The sequence below is a fragment of the Limosilactobacillus reuteri genome, assembly GCF_020785355.1.
Classification (GTDB): Bacteria; Bacillota; Bacilli; order Lactobacillales; family Lactobacillaceae; genus Limosilactobacillus; species Limosilactobacillus reuteri_I.
This window is the reverse complement of the sequence record NZ_JAJGVH010000074.1, coordinates 13,174-29,741: the sequence shown is the minus strand read 5'-3', so window position 1 is coordinate 29,741 and position 16,568 is coordinate 13,174. Positions and strand designations below refer to the sequence as shown.

At 39.5% G+C, this 16,568-nt stretch carries 22 protein-coding genes; 21 read left to right on the top strand and 1 reads right to left on the bottom strand.

Features of this window, described 5'->3' with window-relative positions; genetic code table 11:
• The first annotated feature begins 22 nt into the window (after positions 1–22).
• Both rpoC and LMB56_RS05870 read left to right on the top strand, forming a co-directional pair.
• The gene (gene rpoC, locus LMB56_RS05875) at positions 23–3,658 is read left to right on the top strand and encodes a DNA-directed RNA polymerase subunit beta' (protein WP_003672258.1); all 3,636 of its coding nucleotides are present in this window, start codon (positions 23–25) and stop codon (positions 3,656–3,658) included.
• A gap of 69 nt (positions 3,659–3,727) precedes the next feature.
• The gene (locus LMB56_RS05870) at positions 3,728–4,903 is read left to right on the top strand and encodes a DUF998 domain-containing protein (RefSeq protein WP_229283549.1); all 1,176 of its coding nucleotides are present in this window, start codon (positions 3,728–3,730) and stop codon (positions 4,901–4,903) included.
• A 38-nt stretch (positions 4,904–4,941) separates the two neighbouring features.
• Here the strand turns inward: LMB56_RS05870 and LMB56_RS05865 are convergent, their stop codons facing one another.
• Positions 4,942–5,616 (bottom strand): prepilin peptidase, encoded by a 675-nt coding sequence (locus tag LMB56_RS05865; protein ID WP_229283550.1) that lies wholly within the window; start codon positions 5,614–5,616, stop codon positions 4,942–4,944.
• A 267-nt stretch (positions 5,617–5,883) separates the two neighbouring features.
• Between LMB56_RS05865 and rpsL the strand changes: the two genes are divergently transcribed.
• The 19 genes from rpsL (at position 5,884) to rpsH (ending at position 16,552) form a co-directional block, all read left to right on the top strand.
• Entirely contained in the window at positions 5,884–6,303 is a 420-nt protein-coding gene (rpsL, locus tag LMB56_RS05860) for a 30S ribosomal protein S12 (protein ID WP_003664576.1), read from the top strand.
• Positions 6,304–6,323: 20 nt separating this feature from the next.
• Positions 6,324–6,794, top strand: coding sequence for a 30S ribosomal protein S7 (rpsG, locus tag LMB56_RS05855; RefSeq protein WP_003668788.1), 471 nt, complete (start codon positions 6,324–6,326; stop codon positions 6,792–6,794).
• A 138-nt stretch (positions 6,795–6,932) separates the two neighbouring features.
• The gene (gene fusA / locus LMB56_RS05850; protein ID WP_003674892.1) at positions 6,933–9,020 is read left to right on the top strand and encodes an elongation factor G; all 2,088 of its coding nucleotides are present in this window, start codon (positions 6,933–6,935) and stop codon (positions 9,018–9,020) included.
• A 431-nt stretch (positions 9,021–9,451) separates the two neighbouring features.
• Positions 9,452–9,760, top strand: a complete 309-nt coding sequence (rpsJ, locus tag LMB56_RS05845) for a 30S ribosomal protein S10 (protein WP_003664569.1) — start codon at positions 9,452–9,454, stop codon at positions 9,758–9,760.
• Between the two features lie 48 nt (positions 9,761–9,808).
• Positions 9,809–10,468, top strand: coding sequence for a 50S ribosomal protein L3 (gene rplC, locus LMB56_RS05840; RefSeq protein ID WP_003664567.1), 660 nt, complete (start codon positions 9,809–9,811; stop codon positions 10,466–10,468).
• A gap of 21 nt (positions 10,469–10,489) precedes the next feature.
• A complete protein-coding gene (rplD, locus tag LMB56_RS05835; protein ID WP_003664566.1) occupies positions 10,490–11,113 on the top strand; it encodes a 50S ribosomal protein L4 in 624 nt (207 codons plus the stop codon).
• A complete protein-coding gene (gene rplW / locus LMB56_RS05830; RefSeq protein ID WP_003664564.1) occupies positions 11,113–11,409 on the top strand; it encodes a 50S ribosomal protein L23 in 297 nt (98 codons plus the stop codon). Before rplD ends, rplW begins: the two co-directional genes overlap by 1 nt.
• Before the next feature lie 25 nt (positions 11,410–11,434).
• On the top strand, positions 11,435–12,280 hold the full coding sequence (gene rplB, locus LMB56_RS05825) for a 50S ribosomal protein L2 (RefSeq protein ID WP_003664563.1): 846 nt from the start codon (positions 11,435–11,437) through the stop codon (positions 12,278–12,280).
• Between the two features lie 40 nt (positions 12,281–12,320).
• A complete protein-coding gene (rpsS, locus tag LMB56_RS05820) occupies positions 12,321–12,599 on the top strand; it encodes a 30S ribosomal protein S19 (protein WP_003664560.1) in 279 nt (92 codons plus the stop codon).
• Between the two features lie 17 nt (positions 12,600–12,616).
• Positions 12,617–12,964 carry a 50S ribosomal protein L22 gene (rplV, locus tag LMB56_RS05815; RefSeq protein WP_003664558.1) on the top strand — a complete coding sequence of 116 codons (348 nt, stop codon included), beginning with the start codon at positions 12,617–12,619 and terminating at the stop codon, positions 12,962–12,964.
• Between the two features lie 12 nt (positions 12,965–12,976).
• Positions 12,977–13,642 (top strand): 30S ribosomal protein S3, encoded by a 666-nt coding sequence (rpsC, locus tag LMB56_RS05810; RefSeq protein WP_003664556.1) that lies wholly within the window; start codon positions 12,977–12,979, stop codon positions 13,640–13,642.
• A 3-nt stretch (positions 13,643–13,645) separates the two neighbouring features.
• Complete coding sequence (gene rplP, locus LMB56_RS05805; protein WP_003664555.1) at positions 13,646–14,080, top strand: 50S ribosomal protein L16; 435 nt, start codon at positions 13,646–13,648, stop codon at positions 14,078–14,080.
• Positions 14,070–14,276, top strand: coding sequence for a 50S ribosomal protein L29 (rpmC, locus tag LMB56_RS05800; protein ID WP_003664552.1), 207 nt, complete (start codon positions 14,070–14,072; stop codon positions 14,274–14,276). The genes rplP and rpmC overlap by 11 nt, the downstream gene beginning before the upstream one ends.
• 24 nt (positions 14,277–14,300) lie before the next feature.
• Positions 14,301–14,567, top strand: coding sequence for a 30S ribosomal protein S17 (gene rpsQ / locus LMB56_RS05795; RefSeq protein ID WP_003664551.1), 267 nt, complete (start codon positions 14,301–14,303; stop codon positions 14,565–14,567).
• A 69-nt stretch (positions 14,568–14,636) separates the two neighbouring features.
• On the top strand, positions 14,637–15,005 hold the full coding sequence (gene rplN, locus LMB56_RS05790) for a 50S ribosomal protein L14 (RefSeq protein ID WP_003664550.1): 369 nt from the start codon (positions 14,637–14,639) through the stop codon (positions 15,003–15,005).
• A gap of 35 nt (positions 15,006–15,040) precedes the next feature.
• A complete protein-coding gene (rplX, locus tag LMB56_RS05785) occupies positions 15,041–15,349 on the top strand; it encodes a 50S ribosomal protein L24 (protein ID WP_003664549.1) in 309 nt (102 codons plus the stop codon).
• A 28-nt stretch (positions 15,350–15,377) separates the two neighbouring features.
• Positions 15,378–15,920 carry a 50S ribosomal protein L5 gene (rplE, locus tag LMB56_RS05780; protein ID WP_229283551.1) on the top strand — a complete coding sequence of 181 codons (543 nt, stop codon included), beginning with the start codon at positions 15,378–15,380 and terminating at the stop codon, positions 15,918–15,920.
• Positions 15,921–15,935: 15 nt separating this feature from the next.
• The gene (locus tag LMB56_RS05775) at positions 15,936–16,121 is read left to right on the top strand and encodes a type Z 30S ribosomal protein S14 (protein ID WP_003664547.1); all 186 of its coding nucleotides are present in this window, start codon (positions 15,936–15,938) and stop codon (positions 16,119–16,121) included.
• 32 nt (positions 16,122–16,153) lie between these two features.
• Complete coding sequence (gene rpsH, locus LMB56_RS05770; protein ID WP_003664546.1) at positions 16,154–16,552, top strand: 30S ribosomal protein S8; 399 nt, start codon at positions 16,154–16,156, stop codon at positions 16,550–16,552.
• Positions 16,553–16,568 lie beyond the last annotated feature (16 nt).

Below are 16,568 nucleotides of genomic sequence, written 5' to 3'. Positions count from 1 at the left end.
CTGAAAGAAGGAGGAACATCCTTTGATTGATGTCAATAAATTTGAAAGTATGCAGATCGGTCTGGCATCTCCAGATAAGATCCGTAGTTGGTCATATGGGGAAGTTAAAAAGCCCGAGACTATTAACTACCGGACATTAAAGCCAGAAAAGCAAGGTCTGTTTGACGAACGAATCTTTGGCCCAACCAAGGATTACGAATGTGCGTGTGGAAAGTACAAGCGTATCCGTTACAAAGGTCGTGTTTGTGACCGTTGTGGTGTTGAGGTTACTAGTGCAAAAGTTCGTCGTGAACGGATGGGGCATATTGAATTAGCTGCTCCTGTATCTCACATTTGGTACTTTAAAGGAATTCCAAGTCGAATGGGACTTGTATTAGATATGAGTCCACGTTCGCTTGAAGAAGTTATCTACTTTGCTTCATATGTTGTTCTTGATCCAGGTGATACTCCACTTGAAAAGAAACAACTTTTAACTGAAGCTGAATATCGTGATAAAAAAGCAGAATATGGTGACCGTTTCAAAGCTGAAATGGGAGCTGCTGCTATTCAAAAACTTTTAGCTGATGTTGACTTAGAAAAGGAAGCTGCTGAATTAAAGGAAGAATTGAAAGAAGCTACTGGTCAAAAACGGACTCGTGCTATTCGTCGTCTTGATATTCTTGAAGCTTTCATTAAGTCAGGAAACAAGCCTGAATGGATGGTTATGGATGTAATTCCAGTTATGCCACCTGACTTGCGGCCAATGGTTCAACTTGAAGGGGGACGTTTTGCTACCTCCGATTTGAACGATTTATATCGGCGGGTTATTAACCGTAATAACCGATTAAAGCGACTTCTTAAATTACAAGCACCTGGAATTATTGTTCAAAATGAAAAACGGATGCTTCAAGAAGCTGTTGATGCATTAATCGATAATGGTCGCCGCGGACGTCCAGTAGCTGGACCAGGTAACCGTCCATTGAAGTCACTTTCTCACTTACTTAAGGGTAAGCAAGGACGTTTCCGTCAAAACTTACTTGGTAAGCGTGTTGACTACTCTGGTCGTTCTGTTATTGATGTTGGTCCATCATTGAAGTTGAACCAAATGGGATTACCAGTTCCAATGGCACTTGAATTATTCAAGCCATTTATTATGCATGAATTGGTAAAGCGTGGTCTTTCTGCTAACGTTAAAGCTGCTAAGCGTAAGATTGATCGTAGTGATGATGATGTCTTTGATGTATTGGAAGACGTTATTAAGGAACACCCAGTTCTATTGAACCGGGCACCTACTCTTCACCGGTTAGGTATCCAAGCGTTCGAACCAATCTTGGTTTCCGGTAAGTCAATGCGTCTTCACCCATTAGTATGTTCAGCATATAACGCTGACTTTGATGGGGACCAGATGGCTATTCACGTTCCATTATCTGATGAAGCTCAAGCGGAAGCACGTTTGTTAATGCTTGCTGCTCACCATATTCTTAGTCCTCGTGACGGAGAACCTATTGTTTCACCATCACAGGATATGGTTATTGGTAATTACTACATGACTACTGAAGATAAGGGTCGTGAAGGTGAAGGAATGATCTTCAAGGATACTGATGAAGCTGAACTTGCTTACCGCAATGACTATGTTTCATTACAAACCCGTGTTGGAGTTCAAGTATCTGCATTCCCTGAAAAGCCATTTACTGATGAACAACGAGGCAAGATCATGGTGACAACTGTTGGTAAGCTTCTTTTCAACCGAATTATGCCAAAAGATTTTGCTTACATTAACGAACCAACAGATGCAAATATTCAAAATGGTGTTGATGATCGTTTCTTCCTTGAACCTGGTCAAGATATCCATGAATACCTTGAGAATGCACCATTAGTTCCACCATTTAAGAAGGGCTTCCTATCTGACTTGATCGCTGAAGTATATAAGCGTTACAAAGTTACAAAGACGTCCCAATTCTTAGACCGTATTAAGGACTTAGGTTACTACGAATCAACTATTTCTGGTTTAACTACTGCTATGTCTGATATTCATGATTTACCAGAAAAACCAGAAATTCTTGATAAGGCACAAAAGCAAGTTGCTTTAATTACTAAGCAATTCCGTCGTGGTTTAATTACAGACGACGAACGTTATGAACGAGTAATCGGTGCATGGAACGATGCTAAGGATGAAGTTCAAAACAAGTTAATTGAACACATGGATATCCATAACCCAATTAACATGATGTCCGACTCTGGTGCGCGGGGTAACATTTCAAACTTTACTCAGTTAGCCGGAATGCGTGGATTGATGGCATCACCAAACGGTAAGATTATGGAATTACCTGTTAAGTCAAACTTCTATGAAGGACTTTCAGTGTTGGAAATGTTTATTTCATCACACGGTGCTCGTAAAGGTATGACTGATACAGCCTTGAAGACTGCCAACTCAGGTTACTTAACTCGTCGTCTTGTTGATGTTGCGCAAGATGTGGTTGTTCGTGAAAAAGACTGTGGTACTGATCGCGGACTTGAAGTTACTGCTATTACAAACGGTAACGAAATGATTGAACCGCTTTATGATCGAATCATGGGTCGTTACACTATGAAGTCTGTCTTTGATCCTAAGACTGGTGAAAAGATTGTTGGTAAGAATGTCCTTATTGACGAAGAAATGGCTCAAAAGATTGTCGATGCAGGCGTAAAGAAAGTAACTATTCGTTCAGCATTTACTTGTAACACTGAACATGGTGTATGTGAACGTTGTTATGGACGAAACGCAGCTACCGGTGACCGTGTAGAAGCTGGTGAAGCTGTCGGAACTGTTGCCGCTCAATCAATTGGTGAACCAGGTACTCAGTTAACTCTTCGTAACTTCCACACTGGTGGGGTTGCTGGTAACGATGATATTACTCAAGGTCTTCCACGTATCCAAGAAATTGTTGAAGCACGTAATCCTAAAGGTCGTGCAACAATTACAGAGGTTACTGGTGAAGTTGTGTCTATCGAAGAAAATCCTGCTGAACGGACGAAGGATATTACGATTAAGGGTGAGACTGATACCCGAACTTACACCCTTCCAATTACAGCACGGATGAAAGTTGCTGAAGGTGATTTCATTCACCGTGGGGCACCACTAAATGAAGGTTCGATTGATCCTAAGGAATTAATCCAGGTTCGTGATGTTCTTTCTACTGAAACTTACCTCTTATCGCAAGTTCAAGGTGTTTACCGGATGCAGGGTATTGACTTGTTAGATAAGCACGTTGAAATTATGATTCGTCAAATGATGCGGAAAGTTCGTGTCATGGATCCAGGTGATACCGATCTTTTACCGGGTCAATTAATGGATATCAGTCAATTCCGTGACGCTAACAAGGATACCTTAGTTGCTGGAAATATTCCTGCAACAGCTCGTCCTGTTATTCTTGGTATTACTAAGGCTGCCTTAGAGACAAACAGTTTCTTATCAGCTGCTTCATTCCAAGAAACTACACGTGTATTAACTGATGCTGCTATTCGTGGTAAGAACGATCCATTAGTTGGATTGAAAGAAAATGTTATTATTGGTAAGATTATTCCTGCAGGTACTGGTATGAGTGCTTACCGGAACATCAAGCCAAAAGAAGTTAGTGTAGCTGCTTACTCAATTAAAGATATTGAGGCTAAGTTAAAAGAAGAAGATAAGCAAAACTAATTTATAAAAAAGGCAATGGTTAACCTGTGAAAGGGCCATTGCTTTTTTAGTTTAAAATGAGGTGATTACTTGGCAAAAAAATATCAGATAGAAATTCCTGACTCAGCATTTAAAAAGACAGATTTTTCTACGAATGAAGAACTTTCTCTTAGTGTTAATCATAAGCAAATTAACATTCGTCCAATAAATGTGAGTGATCAACTACCTAAAATTAATATTTTCTGGTATGTGATTCCTTCAATTATTTTAGCTGCAATATTTTTAGCTTTTTTTAGTGCTAGAAAAATTAATACAGTCCCGATAACAGGTGATGATTATTCCATTGCCAATGGTGCTTTAATCTTAGGAGTATGTAGTGGAATTCTATCGTTTTTGATAGCTTTTATTATTACTAAGATTCTCGGAAAAGGGCCTAGTAAGGATTTTCATTGGCGGAGTTTGCCAACAATTACGATTGCATGCGGTCTAATCATTGCATTTTCGCTATCGGCAATTTTTTGGCTGTTCGGTCAGATGTTCAAAGATGCGCGGTTTGATATTTATACAGCAACTGCTTTTATATTTGTAATTATTGCGGCAATAAACTATATTATGATTAATTTGGCGTTAACATTATCATCAGGAGTTATCACCAATTTATTAACAATAATGATTATTGGTGGAATGCTTTTTTCGATGTTGACGAATTCTAAACGAGACTGGTGGCGTTATAATTTCAGTTTTTTAGGAACAGCGAAAAATTCCACAAGTCTGCAATTTAATATAACTTTAATTTTTACCGGATTGTTAATGATTGCTTTAGTTGATTACTTATTTGTAAATATTCAACGTCGGTATCACGGTTATAAAATTCAAGTATTGCGGTGGCTGTTAATTATGTTAGCTATCTGTATCGCTTCTATTGGTCTTTTTCCCAATAATCCAGAATTTCACGTTTTACATGACCGAATTTCAATGTGGCTTGTTTATATTATGCTAATTCTGATTGTAGTTATTAGGTGGGTTCTACCTGAAGTTACTAAACAATTTTTGGTGATTTCTTATACGATTGGAGCCGTAATGAGTATCGAATATATTGTTTTTAAGTTAACGAACTATCTTTCCTTAACAGCATTCGAATTGTTTGAATTTGGCTTGGCCTTTTCTTGGTTGCTTTTATTACTACAAAATATTGAAAATCTCGCTCAATTTGGGCAAAACTTATTTGTAGTAAAACTCAAACCGATAAAAGATGATACTAATTAAACATTGTAAAAGGCTAGGGTAATCCTGGTCTTTTATTTTTAACAGCCTTGTATAAAAAGACACAGAATAGTAACAAGGGACAGAGCGGGGATAAATGGTAGTTTCTTTTTTCTTGTAAATACAAAGATAAATAGCATGATTAAAGAGCTCCATTGGATAATTAAAAGGGTTTGATACCATCCCCATATCAGACATGTTACAAACAAAAATTCAATATCACCAATTCCTAGCGTCTTAGTAAAAGTAGCGAACAATAGTAAACTGACTACTAGAATGCAGGCAAAAATCAAATTGTAAAAATAATTTTGTGGAATAGATAGTAAGGCAATAGGAAACAGTCCCAATAGAGAATAGGAATAGATTGCATGACTAAAAAAATCAGTAGAAGTTAAAAAGATTAAGCTAGTGAGAAAGAGAAGAATGATTAAATCATGAATAGGTTCATAAATGAGGAAAGTAGTGAAAGCAATACCAGATAAAAATTCAATTACTGGCAAATATAAACTAATTTTTTGTTTACAATAAAAACATTGACCGCGAAGGATGATAAAACTAAAAATAGGGATAAGATGCCACCATCGCAAAATACAATGGCAATTATCACAATATGATCGCTGAGGAATGGTTAAAGAGTGGTTATTACCAAGACGATAGCAACAAGAAGTAATAAATGAAGCGACAGAAGCACCAAATAAAAATGATAAAAATAACATAAAAAACCTCCTAATAAATAAATACGTGATTTTTAATGAAATTTACTTTTAAATTAACGATTTAAAAGAAATCGCTGAGGATACGTTGACATTCATTTGTGAGCATGATAGTCTATTTAAGGTGCTTTTTTAGCAACGGAGTGTCTGTCGTTGGGCAGATGCGTCAACGAAGGCACAACAATTGTATAGATACATTTAGGACTTTTTTTATTCACAAAAAAGAACCGCCTGGATGTGTGGACTTAAATTAAGGAAGGGGAAAAAATAATGCCAACCATTAACCAATTGGTACGTAAAGGCCGTAAGAGCCACAAGGGCAAGTCAAAGTCACCAGCTCTTGGTTATGTTTACAACACTTTCAAGAAAGAAGAAATTAAGACTCCATCACCACAAAAGCGTGGAGTTGCTACTCGTGTGGGTACTATGACTCCTAAGAAGCCTAACTCAGCTTTACGGAAGTATGCCCGTGTACGTCTTTCAAACTTAATCGAAGTTACTGCTTACATTCCTGGTATTGGACACAACCTCCAAGAACACTCAGTTGTTTTAATTCGTGGTGGTCGTGTTAAGGATTTACCTGGGGTTCGTTACCACATCATCCGTGGTACTTTAGATACTGCTGGTGTTGAAGGCCGTATGCAATCACGTTCTAAGTACGGTGCTAAGAAGCCTAAGGATAAGAAGTAATTTTAAGGAGGAGTTAAGTAATGCCACGTAAAGGACATGTACAAAAGCGTGAAATTTTACCAGATCCAATGTACAACTCAAAGTTGGTTACTAGCTTAATTGATCACTTAATGATTGATGGTAAGCGTGGAACTGCTACTAAGATTTTATACGCTGCTTTTGATGAAATTAAGAACGAAACTGGTAATGATCCAGTTGAAGTATTCCAACAAGCAATGGAAAATGTTATGCCTGTCTTGGAAGTTAAGGCTCGTCGTGTTGGTGGTTCTAACTACCAAGTTCCGATTGAAGTTCGTCCAGACCGTCGTACTACATTAGGTCTTCGTTGGATTGTTCAATACGCACGTTTGCGCGGTGAACATACAATGGTTGAACGTCTTGCACGTGAAATCATCGATGCTTCAAACAATACTGGAGCTTCAGTTAAAAAGCGTGAAGATACGCACCGTATGGCAGAAGCCAACCGTGCATTCGCACACTACCGCTGGTAATAATCACTGTCATTTGATTCTGGTTATTTAACTAGTTTCAGTGAAGGGGTGACGTTCAAACATCGATTACGTCACCCCTTTTTGAAAATAATGGTAAAATAAGTATAACCATATTTCGGAAGGAGATACTCTTTTAAGATGGCTAATAAACGTGAATACCCACTTGCTAAAACTCGTAACATCGGTATCATGGCACACATCGATGCTGGTAAGACGACTGCAACTGAGCGGATTCTTTACTATACTGGTAAGATCCACAAGATTGGTGAAACCCATGATGGTGCTTCACAAATGGACTGGATGGATGAAGAAAAGGAACGTGGTATCACTATTACTTCTGCAGCTACAACTGCTGTTTGGAATGACCACCGTATCAACATTATTGATACCCCAGGACACGTGGACTTCACTGTCGAAGTTGAACGTTCACTCCGGGTTCTTGATGGTGCCGTAACTGTTCTTGATGCGCAAGCTGGTGTTGAACCACAAACTGAAACCGTTTGGCGTCAAGCTGACGACTTTGATGTTCCTCGGATTGTTTTTGCTAACAAGATGGACAAGGTTGGGGCTAACTTTGATTATTCTGTTCAAACTATTAAAGACCGTTTGAATGTTACTCCTCTTCCTATTCAAATGCCAATTGGTGCTGAAGATGACTTTATCGGTTTAGTTGACCTTGTTAAGATGGTTGCCTATGTTTATGACGAAGATAAGCTTGGTACTAACTGGGATACTGTTGAGATTCCTGATGATATGAAGGAAGAAGCTCAAAAGCGTCATGACGAAATGGTTGAAACATTAGCTGATATTGACGATAACTTAATGGAAAAGTACCTTGAAGGTGAAGAAATTTCTGTTGATGAAATCAAAGCAGCTATTCGTAAAGGTACTTTGGAAGAAAAGATCTTCCCTGTATTAGCTGGTTCAGCTTACAAGGATAAAGGTATCCAAATGATGCTTGATGCTGTTATCGATTACTTACCATCACCACTTGATGTTAAGCCTTTCGTTGCACATGATGCTGAAGGAAATGAAGTTGAATTAACTGCAGGAGACAACAAGCCTTTCGCTGCTTTAGCATTTAAGATTGCTACTGACCCATTTGTTGGTCGTTTAACATTCTTACGTGTCTACACTGGTTCACTTCAATCAGGTTCATACGTTCTTAATGCCACTAAGGACAAGCGTGAACGTGTTGGCCGTTTACTTCAAATGCACTCTAACCAACAACAAGAAATTCCAGAAGTGTTCTCTGGTGATATCGCTGCTGCCATCGGTTTGAAGAATACTACTACTGGTGATTCTTTAACTGATCCTGACAATCCACTTCAACTTGAATCAATGGACTTCCCAGAACCAGTTATTCAAGTTTCTGTTGAACCTAAGTCTAAGGCTGACCAAGACAAGATGGACAAAGGACTTCAAAAGCTTGCTGAAGAAGATCCAACCTTCAAAGCTGAAACTAACCCTGAAACTGGTGAAACATTAATCGCGGGTATGGGTGAATTACACTTAGACATCATTGTTGAACGTCTTCGTCGGGAATTCCATGCTGAAGTTACTGTTGGTAAGCCACAAGTTTCTTACCGTGAAGCATTTACTAAGCAAGCAAGTGCTCAAGGTAAGTTCGTTCGTCAATCTGGTGGTAAAGGTCAATATGGTGACGTATGGATCGAATTTACACCACTTAAAGAAGGGGAAGGATTCGAATTTGAAGATGCCATTGTTGGTGGTGTTGTTCCTCGTGAATTTATCCCTGCTGTTGAGCAAGGATTAAAGGAAGCTATGCAAAATGGTGTTCTTGCAGGTTACCCACTTGTTGACATGCATGCTAAGCTTTATGATGGTAGTTACCACGAAGTTGACTCTAGTGAAGCTGCCTTTAAGGTTGCTGCATCATTAGCACTTAAGAATGCTGCTAAGAAAGCAGATCCTGTTATCCTTGAACCAATTATGAAGGTTGACATTGTTGTACCACAAGACAACATGGGTGATGTTATGGGGCAAGTAACAGCTCGTCGTGGTACCATTGATGGTATGGAAGAACGTGGTAATGCTCAATTAATCCACTCATTTGTTCCACTTTCTGAAATGTTTGGATACGCTACTGCATTGCGTTCAGCAACACAAGGTCGTGGTACCTTCACTATGACTTTCGATCACTACTCAGCTGTTCCTAAGTCTGTTCAAGAAGATATTATTAAGAAAAACGGTGGCAATAACTAATTATTGACATTGTGATCTCAAATCCATCAAAGAGCTACAGTTTGATTACTGTAGTTCTTTTTTTGTTTGGTAATAAAAATTCAAAAAGCATTTTAATGAGTTTCGTCAAAACGAATAAATTACTTTTTAATACATCAGAAAAAATTAATGGTATTTTAGTATCGCTAATTTTTAACTAATTTAGGAAGAAAATTTTACAAAAATATTTCAATTGAAAATATTCTAAAATTTCCCTTGATCTAATTACGTTTCTTTAGTATTATGGATAGGTGCTTGAGCTTTGGAGGTAGATTTGCCTTACCCCCTATTAAGTGAAAGCTGCGAAGCGTTGATGCGGAAGGTTGCGACACACCCGGCCGCTTTGCCACAGGATGTGGCGGTAATTTCCGCGGAGCTAGTCAAATTTCAAATCTGACGAAGGAGGGAACATAATGGCAAAACAAAAGATTCGTATTCGGTTAAAGGCTTATGAACACCGTATTTTAGATCAATCTGCTGATAAGATTGTTGAAACCGCTAAGCGGACAGGTGCTCAAATTTCAGGTCCTATTCCGTTACCAACTGAACGGACTATCTACACTGTTATCCGTTCACCACACAAATTTAAGAAGTCACGAGAGCAATTCGAAATGCGCACACACAAGCGTTTAATCGATATTGTTGACCCAACACCCAAGACCGTTGACTCATTAATGAAGCTCGATCTTCCTAGTGGTGTTGATATTGAAATTAAGCTTTAATTGTTAGAATAAGAATAATACATAAAACATAAAATTGGAGGTGTACTCATGACCAAAGGAATCTTAGGTAAAAAGGTTGGAATGACTCAAGTATTCACTGACAATGGTGAATTAGTTCCAGTTACTGTTATCGATGTTACACCAAACGTTGTAATGCAAATTAAGACCGTTGAAAACGATGGTTACAGTGCTGTACAACTTGGTTTTGATGACAAGCGGGAAGTTTTGAGCAACAAACCTGAACAAGGTCATGCAGCAAAAGCAAACACGACCCCTAAGCGCTTCATCGGTGAAATCCGCGACGCTGAATTAGGGGACATTAAAGTCGGAGACGAAGTTAAGGCTGACGTTTTCGCAGAAGGTGAAACTGTCGACGTTACGGGTACTACCAAGGGTCATGGTTACCAAGGTAACATCCATAAGGATAACCAATCTCGTGGACCTATGGCACACGGTTCTCGTTATCACCGTCGTCCTGGTTCATTGGGTGCCATTATCAACCGGGTTTTCAAGGGTATGAAGCTCCCTGGTCGTATGGGTGGCAAGACTGTTACCATGCAACACTTACAAGTTGTTAAGGTTGATCTTGACAACAACGTATTACTCATCAAGGGTAATGTTCCTGGTGCAAACAAGTCTTACGTAACTATTAAGAACTCAGTTAAGGCTAATACTAAGAAGAGTCTTAGCAAACAACACAATAAATAATAAGAAAGGAGGAAGTAAATAATGACTAGCGTTAATTTGTATAAACAAGATGGTAGCCAAAACGGTACTGTTGAATTAAACGATGCAGTATTTGGTGTTGAACCAAATGAAAATGTTGTATTTGATGCAATTTTGCGTCAACGTGCTTCATTACGTCAAGGTACACATGCTGTAAAGAATCGTTCTGCAGTTAGCGGTGGTGGTAAGAAGCCATGGCGTCAAAAGGGTACTGGTCGTGCTCGTCAAGGTTCTATCCGTTCTCCACAATTCCGTGGTGGTGGTATTGTTTTTGGACCTACTCCACGTTCATATAAGTACAGCCTTCCTCGTAAGGTTCGTCAACTTGCAATCAAGTCTGCCCTTTCTCAAAAGGTTCTTGATAACAGCTTTGTAGTAGTTGATGCATTAAACTTTGATGCACCAAAGACAAAGGAATTCGCTGATGTTATGGGTAACTTAAACGTTGCTGAAAAGACATTAGTTGTTGTTACTGATGACGACAAGAATGCTGCTTTATCAGCACGTAACTTAGCTAATGCTACAGTTGTTACTCCAGCAGGTGTTAACATCTTGAACGTTGTTGATAACCAAAAGATTGTTATCACTAAGTCAGCTCTTTCTCAAGTAGAGGAGGTGCTCGCATAATGGAAGCACGCGACATTATTTTACGTCCAGTAGTTACTGAAGCTTCAATGGCTGGCATGGACAACAAGCGTTACACTTTTGATGTTGATTTACGAGCAACTAAGACACAAGTTAAAAATGCTGTTGAAGAAATTTTTGGCGTTAAAGTTGTAAAAGTTAACATTATGAATGTAAAAGGTAAGTTAAAGCGCCAAGGTCGTTACGAAGGATACACTAAGCGTCGTCGTAAGGCTATTGTTACTTTATCTGCCGACTCAAATGAAATTAAGTTGTTTAACGACAACAACGAAAACTAATCATTAAAAAAAGGAGGAAAAAACAGTGGGAATTCGTAAATATAAAGCAACCACTAACGGTCGCCGTAATATGAACGGTTACGACTTCGCTGAAATCACGAAGACAACGCCTGAAAAGTCATTATTGGCTCCGTTAAAGCACACTGCTGGTCGTAACAGCTATGGTCACATTACTGTTCGTCACCGTGGTGGTGGTACAAAGCGTCAATACCGTATTATTGACTTTAAGCGAATTAAAGATGATGTTCCAGCAACTGTTAAGGCAATTGAATACGATCCAAATCGTACTGCAAATATTGCTTTACTTGTTTACGCTGATGGTACTAAATCATACATCATCGCACCTAAGGGCTTGAAGGTTGGCATGACCGTTCAATCTGGTCCTGATGCTGATATCAAGGTTGGTAATGCTCTTCCTTTAAAGAACATTCCAGTTGGTACTGTTATTCACAATATTGAATTAAAACCAGGTAAAGGTGGTCAACTTGCTCGTTCAGCTGGTGCCTCAGCTCAATTACTTGGTAAGGAAGAAAAATACGTATTAGTACGTCTTTCTTCTGGTGAAGTTCGTATGGTCCTTGCTACTTGCCGTGCTACTATCGGTACTGTTGGTAATGATGAACACGCCTTGATTATTAAAGGTAAGGCTGGTCGTACTCGTTATGCTGGTCAACGTCCACACGTTCGTGGTTCTGTTATGAACCCTAACGATCACCCACATGGTGGTGGTGAAGGTAAGCAACCAGTTGGTTTACCATCTCCTCTTTCTCCATGGGGTAAGAAGACTGTTGGTAAGAAGACCCGTTCACACAAAGCTCGTTCAAACAAGTTCATTGTTCGTGGTCGGAAGCGCGGTCCACATACTCGTTAAAATTTATATACGTTCTAATACCCGAGAGGAGGTACACTAAATGGGTCGTAGTTTGAAAAAAGGACCTTTCGCTGATGCTTCATTACTGAAGAAGGTTAAGGAGCAAGAGGGTTCTGAAAAGAAGACTGTCATCAAGACATGGTCACGTCGTTCTACCATTTTCCCAAGTTTTATTGGTTACACATTTGCAGTATATGATGGTCGGAAGCACGTGCCAGTTTACGTACAAGAAGACATGGTTGGTCACAAGTTAGGTGAATTTGTTCCTACTCGGACTTTCCATGGTCATGCTTCTGATGACAAGAAGACAGGTAAGTAAGGAGGGTGAAATAACATATGGCTGAAAACATTACGTCAGCTAAGGCTACTGCCAAGATGGTACGGGTGTCTGCTCGTAAGGTTCGTCTTGTATTAGATGCCATTCGTGGCAAGAGTGTTGCCGAAGCATTTGCTATTTTGAAGTTCACCCCTCGTGGTGCCGCTTCAGATGTTGAAAAAGTATTAAAATCTGCTGTTGCAAACGCTGAAAACAATTTCGACTTAGATCGTGCTTCATTGGTTGTAAGTGAAGCCTTTGCTAACGAAGGACCAACTCTTAAACGGTTCCGTCCTCGTGCTAAGGGTTCTGCTTCTCCAATTAACAAGCGGACTAGTCATATTACAGTGGTTGTTACAGAACGATAGGAGGAATGAATAGTGGGTCAAAAGATCAATCCTAATGGTTTTCGTGTTGGGGTCATTCGTGATTGGACTGCAAAGTGGTACGCTGACAAGGACTTTGCTGATTACCTTAACGAAGACCTTCGAATCCGTAAGTATATTGAAAAGCGACTTGCTGATGCCTCTGTATCAACCGTTGAAATTGAACGTGCAGCTAACCGCGTAAACGTATCAATTCATACAGCCAAGCCAGGAATGGTTATTGGTAAAGGTGGTTCAGAAGTTGAAGCACTTCGTAAAGAACTTAATAAATTAACTGGTAAACGTGTTCACATTAACATTGTGGAAATTAAGAAGCCAGATTTAGATGCTCACCTTGTTGGTGAGAGTATTGCACGGCAATTGGAAGCTCGTATTGCTTTCCGTCGTGCTATGCGTGGAGCTATGCAACGTGCTATGCGTGCTGGAGCTAAGGGTATTAAGACTCAAGTTGCTGGTCGTTTGAACGGTGCAGATATGTCACGGATCGAATCATACTCAGATGGTACTGTTCCATTGCATACACTCCGTGCTGATATCGATTATTCTTGGGACGAAGCTAACACTACATACGGTGTTCTTGGTGTAAAGACTTGGATTTACCGTGGTGAAGTACTTCCTACTAAGAAGAACTCAAACAATGATGAACAAGGAGGGAAGTAACACATGTTAGTACCAAAACGTGTAAAGCACCGTAAGGTTCAACGTGGTCATATGCGCGGTGAAGCTAAGGGTGGTAAAACTGTTACTTTTGGTGAATTTGGTTTACAAGCTCTTGATTCACATTGGATTAGCAACCGTCAAATTGAAGCTGCTCGTATCGCTATGACGCGTTACATGAAGCGTGGTGGGAAAGTTTGGATTAAAATCTTCCCACAACTCTCATACACTAGTAAAGGTGTTGGGGTCCGGATGGGTAACGGTAAAGGTGCTCCTGAAGGATGGGTTGCTCCAGTAAAACGTGGCAAGGTAATGTTTGAAGTAGGGGGCGTTTCTGAAGAAGTCGCTCGTGAAGCTTTACGTCTTGCCGGTCACAAGTTGCCAGTTCGCACTAAGATCGTACAACGTGAGGAAGTAGGTGGACAATCTAATGAAAAGTAAAGATTATGTACAAGAACTGAATGGATTAACCACTGATAAGCTACTTGACCGTGAAAAGGAACTGAAGGAACAATTGTTTAACTTACGTTTCCAATTAGCAACCGGCCAGTTGGAAAATACTGCAAGTCTTAAGCAAGTACGCAAAGATATTGCACGGGTTAAGACAGTTCTTCGTCAACAAGAATTAAACAAATAAGAATACGAAAAGGAGGATTAGCGCATGAGTGAAGAACGTAATGCACGTAAGGTTTACCAAGGCCACGTTGTTTCTGATAAAATGGATAAGACTATCACTGTTGTAATTGATACTTACAAGAGTGCACCTATCTATGGTAAGCGTGTTAAGTACTCAAAGAAGTACTATGCTCACGATGAAAACAACGAAGCTAAGACCGGCGACACTGTACAAATTATGGAAACTCGGCCATTATCAGCTAAGAAGCGTTTCCGTCTTGTAAAGATTGTCGAAAAAGCTGCTACCCTTTAATTTAGCAGATAACTCTAAAAATTATTCGTATTCTAATTCTTATTTGTAAATGGAAGGAGGACATTAACCGTGATTCAACAAGAAAGTCGGTTGAAGGTCGCTGATAACTCCGGTGCTCGTGAAATCTTAGTTATTAAGATTTTAGGTGGTTCCCGAGTTAAAACAGGTAATATTGGTGACATCATTGTTGCTACTGTAAAGCAGGCAACACCAGGTGGCGTTGTCAAAAAGGGTGACGTTGTTAAGGCCGTTGTTGTACGGACTAAACATGGCATTCACCGTAAGGATGGTTCATACATTAAGTTTGATGAAAATGCCGCTGTTTTAATTAACAACGACAAGAGCCCTAAGGGTACCCGTATTTTTGGCCCAATCGCTCGTGAGCTTCGTGGAGACGACTTCATGAAGATCGTTTCATTAGCTCCAGAAGTTCTCTAAAGATTTTACCGAAAATAAGGAGGTGCACAATCAACATGTTCATTAAAACAGGTGATAAGGTTCGCGTAATCGCTGGTAAGGATAAGGGCAAAGAAGGTACTATTAAAAAGGTACTTGCTTCTCAAAACCGCGTTATCGTTGAAGGTGTAAATATCGTTAAGAAACACCAAAAACCAAGCAACTCAAATCCTAATGGTGGCGTTATTGATACAGAAGCTGCAATTAATGCTTCAAACGTAATGCTGATTGATCCTTCAACAAATGAACCAACTCGTGTAGGTTACAAGTTCGTTGATGGTAAGAAGGTTCGTGTTGCGAAGAAGTCAGGTAAGACACTTGACTAATTTTTAAGGAAGGGAGGAATAACTTCTAATGGAAAACCGTTTGAAAGCTAAATACGAAAATGAAATTCGTCCAGCATTGATTGAAAAGTTTAACTACTCTTCAGTTATGCAAGCACCAAAGATTGACAAGATCGTTTTAAACATGGGTGTTGGTGATGCAACTACTAACTCCAAGAATCTTGACGAAGCTGTTGAAGAACTCGGCTTGATTTCTGGTCAAAAACCTTTAATTACTAAGGCAAAGAAATCAATCGCTGGTTTCCGTCTTCGTGAAGGTATGTCAATCGGTGCTAAGGTAACCTTACGTGGTGAACGTATGTATGATTTCTTAGATAAATTAGTTAATGTGGCATTGCCACGGGTTCGTGATTTCCATGGTGTAAGTAACAAGGCATTTGATGGTCGTGGTAATTACACTCTTGGTATCCATGAACAATTAATTTTCCCAGAAATTGATTATGATAAAGTTAACCGAGTTCGTGGTTTAGATGTTGTTATTGTAACAACTGCACAAACTGACAAAGAATCCCGTGAATTACTTGCTCAACTCGGTATGCCGTTTGCTAAATAAAGGAGGTTCCACAAATTGGCTAAAAAATCAATGATTGCTAAGTGCAACCGTCCAGCTAAGTTCTCAAGTCGTGAATACACGCGTTGTGCACGTTGTGGACGTCCGCACTCTGTTTACCGTAAATTCCACCTATGCCGGATTTGCTTACGAGAACTTGCCCACAAAGGACAAATTCCTGGTTTGAAGAAGGCTAGCTGGTAAACAAAAAAACCGACAAAAGGAGGAAAACATCGATGTCTATGAGTGATCCAATTGCAGATTTCTTAACTCGTATTCGTAATGCTAACATGGCTCAACACGAATCAGTAGAAGCACCTGCATCAAAGATGAAGAAGGACATCGCTGAAATCTTAAAAAACGAAGGTTTCATTCGCGATGTTGAATACGTTGATGATAACAAGCAAGGCATCATCCGTGTGTTCTTAAAGTACGGTAATGACGGTCAACGTGTTATTTCTGGCTTAAAGCGTATTTCTAAGCCTGGTTTACGTACATACGTTAAGTCAGATGCTGTGCCTAAGGTTCTTAACGGATTAGGTATTGCTATCATTTCAACATCTGAAGGTGTTGTTACTGATAAAGTTGCTCGTGCCAAGAAAATTGGTGGCGAAGTTATCGCTTACGTTTGGTAAAAAACGAATATTAGAT

Bases quoted from the DNA above. Each gene is read 5' to 3' on its own strand.
- rplV (WP_003664558.1), top strand. From the start codon at position 12,617: ATGGCTGAAAACATTACGTCAGCTAAGGCTACTGCCAAGATGGTACGG.
- fusA (WP_003674892.1), top strand. From the start codon at position 6,933: ATGGCTAATAAACGTGAATACCCACTTGCTAAAACTCGTAACATCGGT.
- rpsG (WP_003668788.1), top strand. From the start codon at position 6,324: ATGCCACGTAAAGGACATGTACAAAAGCGTGAAATTTTACCAGATCCA.
- LMB56_RS05865 (WP_229283550.1), bottom strand. From the start codon at position 5,616: ATGTTATTTTTATCATTTTTATTTGGTGCTTCTGTCGCTTCATTTATT.
- rpsL (WP_003664576.1), top strand. From the start codon at position 5,884: ATGCCAACCATTAACCAATTGGTACGTAAAGGCCGTAAGAGCCACAAG.
- rpsH (WP_003664546.1), top strand. From the start codon at position 16,154: ATGTCTATGAGTGATCCAATTGCAGATTTCTTAACTCGTATTCGTAAT.
- rpsJ (WP_003664569.1), top strand. From the start codon at position 9,452: ATGGCAAAACAAAAGATTCGTATTCGGTTAAAGGCTTATGAACACCGT.
- rpsS (WP_003664560.1), top strand. From the start codon at position 12,321: ATGGGTCGTAGTTTGAAAAAAGGACCTTTCGCTGATGCTTCATTACTG.
- rplE (WP_229283551.1), top strand. From the start codon at position 15,378: ATGGAAAACCGTTTGAAAGCTAAATACGAAAATGAAATTCGTCCAGCA.
- rplW (WP_003664564.1), top strand. From the start codon at position 11,113: ATGGAAGCACGCGACATTATTTTACGTCCAGTAGTTACTGAAGCTTCA.
- rplX (WP_003664549.1), top strand. From the start codon at position 15,041: ATGTTCATTAAAACAGGTGATAAGGTTCGCGTAATCGCTGGTAAGGAT.
- rpmC (WP_003664552.1), top strand. From the start codon at position 14,070: ATGAAAAGTAAAGATTATGTACAAGAACTGAATGGATTAACCACTGAT.
- rplP (WP_003664555.1), top strand. From the start codon at position 13,646: ATGTTAGTACCAAAACGTGTAAAGCACCGTAAGGTTCAACGTGGTCAT.
- rpsQ (WP_003664551.1), top strand. From the start codon at position 14,301: ATGAGTGAAGAACGTAATGCACGTAAGGTTTACCAAGGCCACGTTGTT.
- rplC (WP_003664567.1), top strand. From the start codon at position 9,809: ATGACCAAAGGAATCTTAGGTAAAAAGGTTGGAATGACTCAAGTATTC.
- rplD (WP_003664566.1), top strand. From the start codon at position 10,490: ATGACTAGCGTTAATTTGTATAAACAAGATGGTAGCCAAAACGGTACT.